The sequence below is a fragment of the Pseudomonas sp. PDM26 genome, from assembly GCF_019219185.1.
Classification (GTDB): Bacteria; Pseudomonadota; Gammaproteobacteria; order Pseudomonadales; family Pseudomonadaceae; genus Aquipseudomonas.
This window is the reverse complement of record NZ_JAHUWC010000020.1, coordinates 79865-93826: the sequence shown is the minus strand read 5'-3', so window position 1 is coordinate 93826 and position 13962 is coordinate 79865. Positions and strand designations below refer to the sequence as shown.

11 protein-coding genes and 1 pseudogene are annotated in these 13962 nt (G+C 58.7%); 5 read left to right on the top strand and 7 right to left on the bottom strand.

Annotated features, from left to right (window positions below; translation table 11 throughout):
* Window positions 1–196: 196 nt before the first annotated feature.
* Window positions 197–403 (bottom strand): annotated as a pseudogene (locus tag KW849_RS29550) (hypothetical protein); the annotation flags it as partial.
* Window positions 404–497: 94 nt separating this feature from the next.
* On the opposite strand from KW849_RS29550, the gene KW849_RS29545 reads away from it, so the two are divergent.
* From KW849_RS29545 to KW849_RS29530, 4 genes are all read left to right on the top strand, one after another.
* Window positions 498–1442, top strand: a complete 945-nt coding sequence (locus tag KW849_RS29545) for a chromate resistance protein ChrB domain-containing protein (protein ID WP_218433305.1) — start codon at window positions 498–500, stop codon at window positions 1440–1442.
* Complete coding sequence (chrA, locus tag KW849_RS29540) at window positions 1435–2793, top strand: chromate efflux transporter (RefSeq protein WP_218433303.1); 1359 nt, start codon at window positions 1435–1437, stop codon at window positions 2791–2793. Before KW849_RS29545 ends, chrA begins: the two co-directional genes overlap by 8 nt.
* 83 nt (window positions 2794–2876) lie before the next feature.
* Window positions 2877–3329: a chromate resistance protein ChrB domain-containing protein gene (locus KW849_RS29535; protein ID WP_218433301.1), complete on the top strand. Its 453-nt coding sequence runs from the start codon at window positions 2877–2879 to the stop codon at window positions 3327–3329.
* A gap of 316 nt (window positions 3330–3645) precedes the next feature.
* A complete protein-coding gene (locus KW849_RS29530; protein WP_218433299.1) occupies window positions 3646–4962 on the top strand; it encodes an MFS transporter in 1317 nt (438 codons plus the stop codon).
* Window positions 4963–5040: 78 nt separating this feature from the next.
* Here KW849_RS29530 and KW849_RS29525 read toward each other — a convergent pair whose 3' ends face one another.
* From KW849_RS29525 to KW849_RS29515, 3 genes are all read right to left on the bottom strand, one after another.
* The gene (locus KW849_RS29525; protein ID WP_218433291.1) at window positions 5041–5352 is read right to left on the bottom strand and encodes a metal-sensing transcriptional repressor; all 312 of its coding nucleotides are present in this window, start codon (window positions 5350–5352) and stop codon (window positions 5041–5043) included.
* Between the two features lie 130 nt (window positions 5353–5482).
* Window positions 5483–5875 carry a YkvA family protein gene (locus tag KW849_RS29520; protein ID WP_218433289.1) on the bottom strand — a complete coding sequence of 131 codons (393 nt, stop codon included), beginning with the start codon at window positions 5873–5875 and terminating at the stop codon, window positions 5483–5485.
* A gap of 102 nt (window positions 5876–5977) precedes the next feature.
* Entirely contained in the window at window positions 5978–9001 is a 3024-nt protein-coding gene (locus KW849_RS29515) for an FAD-binding and (Fe-S)-binding domain-containing protein (RefSeq protein WP_218433287.1), read from the bottom strand.
* A 159-nt stretch (window positions 9002–9160) separates the two neighbouring features.
* Here KW849_RS29515 and KW849_RS29510 point away from each other — a divergent pair, with 159 nt between their 5' ends.
* Window positions 9161–10045, top strand: coding sequence for a LysR substrate-binding domain-containing protein (locus KW849_RS29510; RefSeq protein ID WP_218433285.1), 885 nt, complete (start codon window positions 9161–9163; stop codon window positions 10043–10045).
* 3 nt (window positions 10046–10048) lie between these two features.
* On the opposite strand, the gene KW849_RS29505 is transcribed toward KW849_RS29510, so the two are convergent.
* The 3 genes from KW849_RS29505 to KW849_RS29495 all read right to left on the bottom strand — a co-directional run bounded on the left by KW849_RS29505 (window position 10049) and on the right by KW849_RS29495 (window position 13962).
* Window positions 10049–11593, bottom strand: coding sequence for an amidase family protein (locus KW849_RS29505; protein WP_218433276.1), 1545 nt, complete (start codon window positions 11591–11593; stop codon window positions 10049–10051).
* A gap of 764 nt (window positions 11594–12357) precedes the next feature.
* Entirely contained in the window at window positions 12358–13239 is an 882-nt protein-coding gene (locus tag KW849_RS29500) for a glycine betaine ABC transporter substrate-binding protein (RefSeq protein WP_256357440.1), read from the bottom strand.
* A 54-nt stretch (window positions 13240–13293) separates the two neighbouring features.
* Window positions 13294–13962, bottom strand: a complete 669-nt coding sequence (locus KW849_RS29495; protein ID WP_218433272.1) for an ABC transporter permease — start codon at window positions 13960–13962, stop codon at window positions 13294–13296.

Below are 13962 nucleotides of genomic sequence, written 5' to 3'. Positions count from 1 at the left end.
AATGTGCGGCCTCAAGCCTCAAAAGCAGCACCCAAGGTGCTGCTTTTGCTTGTTTAACCGAAATCCCGCTGACACAAAATCCAGTGTGCTGATTCCACAGCGATAAGCAGCCTTTCGCGAAGGGCTGCTTTGGGGCCTGTTCCTCAGGTCTGTGCTCAGAAGCGATAGTTGGTGCTCAGCTCCAGCGTCCGTGGGGCACCTGGCGCCCCAGCTCCGCACCATACAGCAGGTTATGGTTCATCCCGGCGAGCACGGTGCGCTGGTTGAGTTCGGTCTGGTTGAAATCGTCGTTGATGCGGTAATCGACACCGGCCGTGAACGAGAACACTTCACTGCGGGTGTAGTCGTCATCCCGGAAGGTATCACTGTTCTCCAGCGCGCCTATCCTAGCGTCGTCATCCATGCTTGCCAAAAATCCTCTGTTCTCAAGGACAGCTTTCCAAACATGTAAAACAGAGATAATGTAATTTCAATTACAAAATAATTGCGATCTCTACATGAAAAAATGGCTGACTTTGATTCTAGGCCTGCCCACCGCGAATGCCACCGAACGCATGCGCGCTTGGCGTGCCTTGAAAGCTTCAGGTGCTGCGGTCTTGCGCGATGGCGCCTACCTGTTGCCTGACACCGGTTTGTGTCGTGAAGTGCTGGCATCTGTAGAGCGTGACATCCTTGCCATCAATGGCACCGCGTTCGTCCTGCCCGTCGTCGATCCTGATGGTGAGCGCTTTGTCGAGTGGTTCGACCGTAGCGACGATTACGGCAAGCTTCGTGCGCAGATCGAAGAATGCCGTGGACAGCTGAATGCTGAAAATGCGCTGGCGACGACCAAACAAATTCGTAAGCTGCGCAAAGCCTACGATCAACTGGCAAGCATCGATTACTTCCCAGGCAAGCCGAAGCAACAGATCGATTCGGCGTTGCAGGAGCTAGAGACGGCGGTCAGTAGAGCCCTGTCGCCGGATGAGCCACACAGCAGCAACCACCCGATAACGGCACTCAATCCTGGCGATTATCAGGGCCGTATCTGGGCAACACGCAAGCGTCCCTGGGTCGACCGGCTGGCGTGCGCCTGGCTGATTCGCCGCTTCATTGACCCCCACGCTCGGATCCTCTGGCTCGAGCACCCCCAGGACTGCCCAGCCGACGCCCTGGGTTTTGATTTCGATGATGCGACCTTCAGCCATGTCGGCAACCGCGTGACCTTCGAAACCCTGCAAGCCAGCTTTGAACTTCAGGAGCCAGGCCTGAACCGCATTGCGGCTTTGGTGCATTACCTCGATGTCGGAGGCATTCAACCGGTGGAGGCTGCCGGCATCGAGCGCGTGCTGGCAGGGCTACGCGAAACCATTCTCCACGACGACCAGCTGCTGGTTGCCGCGAGCGCCATCTTCGACGGCCTGCTCGCCGGGTTTGTAAAAGAGGAACAACCCAATGAATAAGGTTTTCGCACCAGCGGTTGAAGAGGATCTGTCGAGGCCAAAGCCGATCAGTTTGCGCGAGGCTTTCTGGTTCTGGTTGAAGCTGGGTTTCATCAGCTTCGGCGGGCCAGCCGGACAGATCTCGATCATGCATCAGGAACTGGTGGAGCGTCGGCGCTGGATCTCCGAACGACGTTTTCTGCATGCCCTCAATTACTGCATGTTGCTGCCTGGGCCAGAAGCTCAACAATTGGCGACTTACATCGGCTGGCTAATGCATCGAACCTGGGGTGGAGTGATTGCGGGGGCACTGTTTGTGCTGCCCTCACTGTTCATCCTGATCGCTCTGTCGTGGGTGTATATCGCGTTCGGCGAAGTGCCTGTGGTGGCCGGGCTCTTCTATGGGATCAAGCCTGCCGTGACCGCTATCGTGGTGCAGGCGGCCCATCGAATCGGCTCTCGGGCGTTGAAGAATAATTGGCTGTGGGCGATAGCGGCGGCGTCATTTACCGCCATCTTCGCGTTCAATGTCCCATTCCCGCTGATCGTGTTGGGTGCAGCTTCAATCGGCTATGTCGGTGGACGCCTGGCACCCGAGAAGTTCAGGGCTGGCGGCCATAGCGCCGCCAAAAAGTCTTATGGTCCGGCGTTGATCGATGACGACACGCCCTCCCCTGAGCATGCGCGATTCAGTTGGTTGAAACTGGTGCCGCTCGCACTGATCGGTGCCGCACTGTGGGCGTTGCCAATGGGGATTTTGACCGCCCTCTTTGGCTGGGAAGGCACTTTGACCCAAATGAGCTGGTTCTTTACCAAGGCCGCGTTGCTGACCTTTGGTGGGGCCTACGCTGTCCTTCCGTATGTCTACCAAGGCGCAGTCGGTCACTATGGCTGGCTGACGCCGACGCAGATGATCGACGGCCTGGCTCTAGGCGAAACCACACCGGGGCCACTGATCATGGTGGTGGCTTTCGTCGGCTTTGTCGGCGCCTATGTCTCGCAAGTATTCGGTGCCGATCAAGTATTTCTGGCGGGAGCTGTGGCCGCAGCCCTGGTGACCTGGTTCACCTTCCTGCCCTCGTTCCTGTTCATCCTTGCGGGTGGCCCGCTGGTAGAGTCGACTCACAACGAACTCAAATTCACCGCACCGCTCACCGCCATTACGGCGGCCGTCGTCGGTGTGATCCTTAATCTGGCGTGTTTCTTCGGCTATCACGTACTTTGGCCGAAAGGCTTCAGCGGCAACCTCGACGGGCCCTCTGCACTGATCGCCATTGCAGCGGCGATTGCCCTGTTCCGCTTCAAGCGGGGCGTCATCCAGGTGCTGATGGCCTGCGCGCTCGTCGGTTTGGCAGTACATCTGCTGCGCTAGACCGCACGAGTGGATTAACAGTCTTTGGCGAGCACTGGGCTCGCCAGATCACCCAGCCTACCGAGCCAGGCAGGAGGTGTTCCATGAGGTGGATTACACGTGAACGACCCAAGATTGACCGCATCGCCTGTCCCTGGCTGATCGCGCGCTTTATCGATCCGCAGCCCGAGTTCTTATACGTGCCCAGTGGTGACGTACTACGTTTGGCGACGGAGAGAGACGCTGTGCCCTACGACATTCCCGGCGCAGAACTGACTCATGAGGGCGAGCTGTGCAGCTTCGACGCTTTTCTGAAAAAGTACCAGCTCAGTGAGCCCGCTTTGCAGCAGTTGGCCAAGATCGTCCGTGGAGCCGATACCTCCCGCCTGGATCTGACTGCGCAATCGGCTGGGTTGTACGCCATCTCACTGGGACTGTCGCAGCGATATTCCGATGATCATGAAATGCTTTCCCATGGACTGATCCTGTACGACGCACTCTATGCATGGTGCAAGGAGTGCCAAGGTGAAACGCATAACTGGCCTCCACAAATGTGAGAAAGCCAGCTTGCATCAATGTAGGAGCGAGCTCGCTCGCGATGGACTCAAGAGCGCCGCGTTTAGCCAGTAAATACGCGTTATCGTTAACGACCATCGCGAGCAAGCTCGCTCCTCCAATTTCCTTAATCTCTCCCCGACATTCGATGAAAGGCTGAGCGCCCATTTCTTGAGCTGTCCCTGCCTCTGGTTTAGGATGGCCTCATATCCCCCTGGGGGGGATATGAAGCATCTATAAACAACAAACTCTTCGCTGTCTTTTTCGAGTAAAGCCCGACAACCAGACAGGCGTTCGCCTCTTCCTGTGAGATTTCTCATGCTGACAATCCTGGCCAACCGAACCTACCGTCACCTCTTCCTGGCCCAGGTGATTGCACTGGTAGGGACTGGTCTTGCCACTGTCGCGCTAGGCCTGCTGGCATTCGATCTTGCAGGCGCCCAAGCGGGCGCTGTCCTTGGTACAGCGTTGGCGATCAAAATGACGGCCTACATCGGCGTTGCGCCGATTGCAGCGGCTTTTGCAGAACGTCTACCCCGGCGAACAATGTTGGTCTCGCTGGATTTAGTACGAGCCTTGGTCGCGTTGGCTCTGCCGTTCGTGACGGAGGTCTGGCAAATCTACGTGCTGATTTTCGTTCTGCAATCGGCCTCAGCTGCGTTCACCCCGACGTTCCAGGCGACCATCCCTGACATCCTGCCGGATGAATACGACTACACCCGCGCCTTGTCGCTATCGCGTCTGGCCTACGATCTTGAAAGTGTCGCCAGCCCAATTCTCGCCGCCGCATTGCTGACGATGATCAGCTTCCACAACCTGTTCGCAGGCACTGTCATTGGTTTCCTTGCCTCTGCGGCCCTGGTCGGCACAGTGCTATTGCCAAAAGCGAAGAAAACACCACGACGCAGCATCTACGAACGAACCACCCGTGGCATGCGCATATTCCTGGCAACGCCCCGGCTGCGAGGGCTGCTGGCTCTTAATCTGACGGTTGCGGCCGCCAGTGCCATGGTTATCGTCAACACAGTGGTGCTGGTACAGTCCCGCTTCGCTCTGCCGCAAAGTTCTACGGCATTGGCGCTGGCCGCGTTTGGAGGCGGCTCGATGATCGCGGCTTTGGTCCTGCCTCGGCTGTTGAACAACATCAAAGACCGAACAGCCATGCTGTTTGGCGGAGCAATCCTGGTCGCAGGCTTGGCAATTGGCGTCAACCTGAGCACCTACAACTTCCTGTTACCTCTGTGGATGGTACTCGGCGTGGGCTATTCCCTGGCCCAGACCCCGAGTGGTCGGCTGTTGCGTCGCTCGGCACATGCCGAAGATCGCCCGGCACTGTTTGCCGCTCAATTTGCACTGTCCCATGCCTGCTGGTTGATTACCTACCCACTGGCGGGATGGCTGGGTGCCAACATCAGCCTCACGGCGTCGTTTGTCGGGCTCGCTGTCGTGGCAGGTGGCGCACTGGTGGTCAGTATCGTGATCTGGCGTCCTGTGCATGACCAAGAGTCGATCAAACACACCCATGAGAACCTGCCGGTCGATCACATTCACCTCGACGGGCAGGATGGTGTGGATCACGAACACCCGTACGTGATCGATGATCAGCATCGCCGATGGCCAGATAGACGACCGTAAGTTCTCAAGATTTGCCAAGGCTGGTTGGTCAGTCTTCAGACCAGAAACCGTAGCGCCTGTAGCGCGGGCATGGCAGGCCTAGAGGTACTTGGTGATCTGCTTGAAGGCTTCCAGTGGTGCGCGCTCACCATTGTTCAACGCCGAGACGGTGTCTTCCAGGCAGTGATCGATGTGATCCTGAATGAGCGTGCGCTTGGCCTGACACACCGCTTTTTCAACAGCGTGCAGCTGCTGGGCGATGTCCACGCACTGACGCCCCTCTTCGATCATGGTGATGATGCCGCGTAAGTGGCCGTCCGCCCGCTTGAGTCGCTTGATGATCGCTTCGTGACTCTGGTGGGTGTGTGGGGTGTGGTGGGTGTGGGGATGGTTGTGTTCGAGCTCACTCATCATTTGAGTCTTCGCGATTCATGAATGACACGAATCTTATCCCCCCATGGGGGATGCAAGCAATTCAGTATCCGTCTGCACATGGGTATTAATCCGGGCGATCAATTTCTGGCTACTGCGACAGGCAGCTTCACGCCCTGAGGAAGCAAGCCCCCAAAATACCCGCAGCAACAAGCCAGACTAATACAACGATCACTGCAGCAAATCTGTTCGCTGGCCGCTTCACATGGCTTTTCTCCCACTCACTCGCTTTGAGCTGACAGTCCTCGAGCACCTGCGCCGGCATCAGCCGAATCGCGAGCAGAATCCCTAGCGGCAAAATGATCACGTCGTCCAGGTATCCAAGCACAGGAATGAAATCAGGAATGAGGTCGATTGGACTCAGCGCATACGCCACGACAAAAACCGAAATCCATTTGGGTAACCAGGGTGTTTGCGGATGCTGATAGCAAAACCAGAGAACCATGGTTTGCCGTTTTAGCTTTCTGGCCCAGCCACGTAAACGATCAAGTATGCGTTTCATGTCGTAATTGTCAGTACCTGAAGGAGCGTGCCTGCGAGCGTAGCGCCTCAGGCGATTGACTGCTACGGGTCGAATAGCGACGGTCTGGCATCGCGGTCCTCTTCACTTCGCGAGCGTACGCTCTAACACAACCTCCAATGGATGGCGCAATTGCAGGTTGGCAAAGCGCTTCACCTGACTGCGACAGGAGTATCCCGTTGCCAGCGCCTCGTTCTCTTTTTCCAGCTTGCCGGACCAGGACTGCTCAAAAATGGTTCGTGAGCTGCCTTGGTTACGTACTTCATGGCCGAAGGTTCCGGACATGCCGCAGCAGCCGGTCGCCTCAGTCGTCAGCTTGAGCCCGAGCCGGGCAAAAACGGCTTCCCATTGCGAAGTGCTGGCCGGGACATTGGTTTTCTCGGTGCAGTGCGCCAACAAACGGAAGGTTCCGGTCGCGGGATGCGGGTTTTCCGGCAACGCATCGAACAGCCATTCCTGAGGCAGCAAGACCTTCGGGCAATCGTTGAGTCCTGGTACTTTTTGATATTCCTGGCGGTAGACCAGCGTCATCGCCGGGTCCAGTCCCACCAGCGGTACACCGCAGTCGGCGAGCGCCTTGAGCTGATTGCCATTGCGGATCGCCGCCTTGGCGAAGGCGCCGAGGAAACCCTGCACATGCAAAGGCTTGCCGTTGGCGCTATAGGGTGCCAGAAACACCCGATACCCCAACTGATGCGCCAACTGGATAAAGCTCGCCAGCAACGGCGTTTCGAAGTAACGGGTGAAGGCGTCCTGCACCAACACCACGCTGCGCTCGCGTTGTGCCGCGGTCAGTTCGCGCAGGGCTGGTACGCTGGCGACCGCGACCTTGCAGCGGGTCAACGTGGCCTGCAAGTCATGGCGGTGGATCAGCGGGCTGTCGAGCATGCCGACCTGTCGCTCGAGCAGGCGGCTCACCCATTTCGAGCCCATCACTGCGTTGTACAGGCCCGGCGCATAAGCCATGTAGGGAATGGTGAACTCCAGCGAGCCGATCAGGTAGTCACGCAGCGGACGTTGATAGCGACCGTGGTACAGCTCCAGAAAACGCGAACGGAATTCCGGGACGTTGACCTTGACCGGGCATTGTCCCGCGCAGGATTTACAGGCCAGGCAGCCGGCCATCGCGTCATAGACCTCATGGGAGAAATCCGCCTCGCCACGCGAGCGCGCCAGGTTATTGCGTAACCGCGCCGGCAACCCGCTCAACCACGACAACTTGCCGCGGGCTGCTTGCAATACGTCAATATTGGCCGCGCCTTGCAGACGCAACCATTCGCGAATCAACGACGCCCTGCCCTTCGGCGAATGCTGGCGCTCACGGGTGGCTTTCCACGACGGACACATCGCATCAGAGGGATCGTAGTTGTAGCAGGCGCCGTTACCGTTGCAGTGCATGGCGGTGCCGAAGCTTTGCCACACGCGCTCGTCGATCTGCCGATCCAGATCACCGCGCAGCGTCACTTCGTTGACCTTGAGCAAGCCTTGGGCAGCATCCGGCGGCGTGCAGATTTTCCCGGGGTTGAGCTGGTTGTGCGGGTCGAACGCGCCTTTGAGCGACTGCAACGCCGGGTACAACTCGCCAAAAAACTCGGGGACGTATTCCGAACGCAAACCCTTGCCGTGCTCGCCCCACAGCAACCCGCCGTAACGCCGAGTCAACTCGGCCACAGCGTCGGAAATCGGCTTGACCAGTGCGGCCTGGACCGGGTCTTTCATGTCCAGCGCCGGGCGCACATGCAGTACGCCGGCATCGACGTGACCGAACATGCCGTAGCTCAGGCCATAACTGTCGAGCAATGCACGAAACTCGGTGATGTAGTCAGCCAGCTTCTCCGGCGGTACGGCGGTGTCTTCAACAAAAGGCTGCGGCCGAACCTCGCCTTCGACGTTGCCCAACAGCCCGACCGAGCGTTTGCGCATGGTGTAGACGCGGCTCACGGCTTCGGCACCTTCGGCGAGCGTGTGGCCCAGCCGCTCGATCGTCGTGTCGGCCTGCAGATGCGCCACGAACGACACCACGCGAGCGTTCACGTCCGCCACATCTTCCCCGCTGAACTCCACCAGATTGATGCCCAGCGTCGGACGTTCGGCGTCCGCCGGGAAATACTCGGCGACGCTGTGCCAGACGATGTCTTTCATCGCCAGCAGCAACACCCTGGAGTCCACGGTTTCGATGGACAACGGCTTGTGCGCCAGTAACGCATTGGCGTCACGCAGCGCATCCATGAAGCTGCCGTAACGCACGTTCAGCAGCACCGAATATTTGGGAATTGGCAGCACGTTGAGCTTGGCTTCGACAACGTAGCCCAATGACCCTTCCGCACCACACAGCACACTGTTGAGGTTGAAACGCCCTTGCTCGTCGCGCAGGTGTGCCAGGTCGTAACCGGTCAGGCAACGGTTGAGTTTGGGGAATACCGACTCGATCAGCTCGGCCTGGGTCTCCTGAATATTGCGCGCTACCCGGTACACTTCGCCGATACGGCCGGACTGCGCGCAAGCCGCCTCCAGTTCTGCGTCGGACAGCGGATGGCTGTGCAGACGCTCACCGCCGAGCAGCACGCTGTGCAATTCCAGAACGTGATCACGGGTCTTGCCATAGGTGCAACTGCCCTGGCCGCTGGCGTCGGTGTTGATCATGCCGCCGACGGTGGCACGGTTGGACGTCGACAGCTCCGGCGCAAAGAACAGCCCGTGCGGCTTGAGCGCGGCATTGAGCTGGTCCTTGACCACGCCCGCCTGCACCCGCACCCAACGCTCGGCGACGTTGATTTCGAGAATGGTGTTCATGTGCCGCGACAGGTCGACCACGATGCCATCGGTCAATGACTGCCCGTTGGTGCCGGTGCCACCACCGCGCGGGGTCAGCTTGATCTGGCGAAAGCGTGGCTCGGCCATCAAGGTTGCGATGCGTGCGATGTCATCCGCATCCAGGGGGAACACCGCCGCTTGCGGCAGCCGCTGGTAAATCGAGTTGTCGGTCGCCAGCACAGTGCGGGTGGCGTAGTCGGCGCTGAGCTGACCACGAAAGCCGCTGGAGTGCAGGGCTTGCAGAAACTCCGGGTACTGGGCCGCGGGTGCAACGGTGGGCAACTGAGCGATCATCGCAGGCTGTTCTCTTGTCGGTCTAATCACGGGAAAACTCAAAACACTTGTCGCCTGAGCATTAATGGGTCAGCCTCAGGTCGTCGGCTACGCCAATGATCCTGCAGGTTCTGGCACCGGACAAACGGATAATCCTGCCGCTATCGATGACTTTTACGAATGAATTACCGTCACCTCACCCCTTCGATGTCGTTGCTGCTGGCCTTTGAAGCCGCCGCCCGCCATGAAAGCTATACCCGCGCCGCGATGGAACTGTCACTGACCCAAAGCGCCGTGAGCCGGCAAGTCCAGGCGCTGGAGCAGCAACTGGGCCTGACGCTGTTTCGCCGTGAAGGCCGGCAAGTGCAATTGACCGATGTCGGTCGTCTTTATCAGCGGGAAATGAGCGAAGCGCTCGGACGCATCCGCAGCGCCACGTTGCAGGCCATGGCTTATCAATCCGGCAGCGGCACGTTGCGTCTGGCCACTTTGCCGACCTTCGGCTCGAAGTGGTTATTGCCGCGCCTGCATGACTTCTACAAAACCCATCCCGGCATGCTGGTGCACATCAATTCCCGGATCGATGCCATCGACTTTGAAACCAGCGGGATCGATGCCGCGATCATGGTCGGCAGCGCCAACCTGCCGGGCCTGATCAGCCATCGCCTGCACACCGAAGAACTGATGGTGATCATTTCGCCAGAAGCAGCCGAAATCCATGACGCCTGGACCCCTGACCGCATTGCTGGCCAGACGCTGCTCAACGTCGCGAGCAACGCAAACGTCTGGGGCGAGTGGTTCAGCCACCACGCCCTGCCCCATCGGATGATGCGCCTGGGGCCGAGTTTCGAACTCACCTCGCACTTGATCCAGGCCGTCAGGGCCGGCATCGGCATCGGTCTGGTGCCACGTATCCTGGTGGCCGACGAGTTGGCCAACAACGAACTGATCAGTCTCGATCAGCCCTTCGCCAGCCAGCGCAGTTACTACCTGGCCTATCCGCCGCGCAATGAAATGCTGCCTTCACTCGTCGCGTTTCGTACCTGGTTGCTGGAACAGATCTGACGGTTACCGCCCAAGGAACGCGTAGCCGAAACCCACCACCTTGGCGTCTTCACCGTAGCCGCCCAGGAACGAAACACCCACCGGCAGGTTGCCCTCGATGATGCCTGCCGGAACGGTGATTTCGGGAAATCCTGTGGCCGAGGCAATGTACGACGACGCGTAGGTATCGCCGGACTTGCACACGTAACTGTCATCGCTCACTCCGTGCACCACCGAAGCCGGGCAGTTGATGGTGGCAAAGAACAGGCTGTCGACTTTGTTCTGCTTCATGATGCCCATCAGCTGCGCGCGCAGCTGTGGAATCTTCCGGGAGAGGATGGAGATGTACTGCGGCGAATCGGTGCTGGTGGTATTCGCGACCGTTTCCAGTCCGGCCAGGCGTGCCGGGTTCATCCCATGCGCAGCGTTTTGCGCCTGATTTTGTTTGGCCAGGTCGAGAAACTGCGCAAGCGTTCGCGGTTGGCCCGGATTGAGGGTGGCGAGGTAGCGTTCGAATTGCGACTTGAATTCGCTGTCCCCCACAGGGCCGAGCACGTCACTCCACAGGGTTTCAAAGGCTTTTGGCAATTCGATGGAGATGACCTGCGCACCACGCTTGCCGAGCGTTTCCTGCGCAGCTTTAAAGACCGCATCCACCTGCGGGTTCGCACCCTTGAAATTGCTGATTACGCCGATGGTCTTGCCTTGCAGCGAGGTACGGCTCAGTGCCGGTTCGAACTGTATTTTGTCTGCAGCAAGGTCGAAGGTCGCCGCGTCGCTTTTGTCCTGGCCCTTGATCACATCGAGCACGATGGCCTGATCCAGCACGCTGTTGGTAATGACGCCGGCGGTATCGAACGCGAGTGACAGCGGAATGATGCCGCCACGACTGATCAGCCCCAGCGAAGGTCGAAAACCCACCGTACCGGTGACGCTGGCCGGCGCCCGGATCGAGCCGCTCGTATCCGACCCCAATGCGAAGGGTGCGAACGCCGCCGCCACCGAGGCGGCAGAACCGCTGCTGGAGCCGGATGCATCACGCTTGGTGTTCCGCGGGTTCAGCGTCTGCCCGCCAAACGAGCTGTAGCCAAACCAGCCAAAGGACGCGGCCAGTTCCGACAGGTTGGCTTTGCCAAGCACAATGGCTTGCCCGTCGATCAGCTTCTTGACGGTGAAGGCATCCTGGCTTGGCACCGACGAACGCAGTACGAAGGAACCACCGGAGGTGACCATACCGGCGGTGTCAAAGTTGTCCTTCACCACGAACGGAATACCGGCCAGCGGTGCGTACCTGGCAGTGGGGTTTTTCGCCCGCTCAGCGTCCCACTTGCGGGCCTGATCGATCGCCTGTTCATTGATGGTCACCAGCGCATTGATGTTCTGGCCCTGGCGATTGTTCGCCTGAATGTTATCCAGATAGTGCTGCACCAAATGTTCGGAACTGAGAGTCCCGTTGTCCAACGCATGACGCATGTCGGCGAGGGTCATGCGTTCGATACTGTCATCCGCCTGAGCACTTGCTGCCATTAGCAAAAACGAGCACGCCGCGAACTTTTTATTCAACTGCATTGTTATTCTCCGAGTGGGTACAGGCGAACGAAACCAGCTCGCACCTGATGTGGATGCAAGGGAATGAATGGGAGGCGGGAAAAAAAGGTTCTTCACGCAATCCCGGGGAACACCGATACCTGTAGAAACTGCGATGCGGCGATCCGACTTGCCAGCGATGGCGACCTTACGGCCGAGCATTTTCTTCCTGGTGTACATATTCATTGCTGCGGTAACGGCCACTTAGGGTTCCGCCCTGACGGCGGGTCACTTTCGAAAAGCCTGCGCGGCCCGGCGGAAAGTAACCAAAGCGCTTTGCCCCTTACATTCGGTGCCTCGCTGTGGCTCGGCATGCCCTCGCTCCGGTCCTGCTCCGTGGGCCCGCCGCGATCGGCCATCCATGGCCGTACGCGGCTAACCCGGCATCCATGCCGGGTTGCCCACTGCGCAGAACCTGCGCTCGGCCTCACGAGGGGGCGTGCACCGCAACAGCACCGCGAGGCGAGCTAACGCTCGACCTCGTTGTTTGGTGGGGCACGCGTTCCCCTGTAGGAGCTGCCGAAGGCTGCGATCTTTTGATCTTGCTGTTGCGATCTGGAGATTGCTGAAGATCAAGATCAAAAAGATCGTCCGAACACGGCCCGAACCTTCGGCAGCCCCTACAGATATTTTGTTATATGTGTTCCCCGGAATTCCGTGAAGAACCGAAAAAAATGGCCGGGGTTATTCCGCCGGCCCTGGTAAGTTCTGAAGGCAACGTCAAAGATCGCAGCCTTCGGCAGCTCCTACAGCAATTGATTCTTTTGCAGGAATTCCCGGGACACGCTCTCGATGGATTCACGGCCGACATCGACCCGGGAATTGAGGCCCGCGATGGTGTCGTCATCCAGCTTGGACGACAGGGCATTGAGCAACTCACCGATTTTCGGATTCTCTTTGAACACTTCAGTGCGAATCACCGGGGTCAGCGCGTAGCTGGGGAAGAAGCCTTTATCGTCTTGCAGCACCACAAAGCCGAAGGCCGGAATTCGCCCATCCGTCGACAGGACCAGGGCCAGGTCGACCTGCCCGTCCCTAAGCGCCTGATAGGTCAGCCCGCCGTCCATGCGGACGATGTTCTTGCGCTCAAACTCAAACTTGTAGGTCTCTTGCAGAGGACGCAGGCCATCAGGGCGGGAAAAGAATTCAGCGTTGGAGGCAAACTTGTAGGACTTGCCTGTTGCGATCTTCTGCGCAAGATCGCTGATCGAGGCGATTCCATCCTTTTCGGCCTCTTCCTTGCGCATGGCAAAGGCGTAGGTGTTGTTGGCCTTGGAAGGGTTCAGCCAGGTGATGCCTTTCTGCGCATCCAGCTCGCTGATTTTCTTGTAGGTGTCGTCGGCGTTGAGCTTGTCCGTGACTTTATTGTAAGTAATCAGTGAAGTGCCGGTGTATTCCCAATAAACATCGACCTGACCGTTCTCTTGCGCCGCGCGCAATACGGAAGAACCCAGGTCCGGGCGTTTATCGACACTGTAGCCATTGGCGCGCAGGAGTTGAGCGGTCATCTCGGCAACCAATTGCTGCTCGGTAAACTTCTTGCCGCCAACCACAATCGTGTTATTGGCAGAAGCACTGCCCACAACACCGCAAACAAGACTCAGGGTAAAGATCAGACTGGTCAGCATTCGATAAATCATCGTGCACCTCATATTATTGATTTTTGTCTATGGTCTTCAGATTCATTCGCGCCCGGCCAACCTCAAGCCCCGTGACACTGCAATGTTTTGAATCAGGCCGCAGCCCAGATCGACCGCAATCGCCAACAGCGCGGTCGCCGCGGCGCCGGCCAGCATCATGCCGAAGTCGTTCAGGTCGATCCCGGTAAAGATCAACTCGCCCAACCCGCCGCCGCCGACCAAAAAGGCCAGCGGCGCGGTACCGACGTTGATCGCCAGCGCCGTGCGGATGCCGGCGAAAATCACGTTCATCGCGTTCGGAATTTCAACTTTCCACAGCGTTTCCCGTGGCGTCATGCCCATGGCCTCGGCCGCTTCGACCAGGTGCGGCGGCACCGCACGCAGGCCTTCGTAGGTATTGACTGCCACGGGCAACAACGTCGCGACAAACAAGCCGATGATGGCCGCGCCGCTGCCGACACCAATGAAACTCATGGCCAACGCCAGCAACGCGAGCTTGGGGATCGCCTGCCCTACGTTAAGGACCTGCATGCTGGCCATGGCGTAACGCTGGTTCGCCGGACGGCTCATCCAGACGCCCAGCGGCAGCGCGATGACCAGCGCCAGCACCCCACTGACCGCCACGATCTGCAGATGCTGGACCGTCAGGTAGCTGATATCGCCCCAGTAAAACTGCAGCCCTTTCCACAATCCGATCAGTAAGTCAGACAT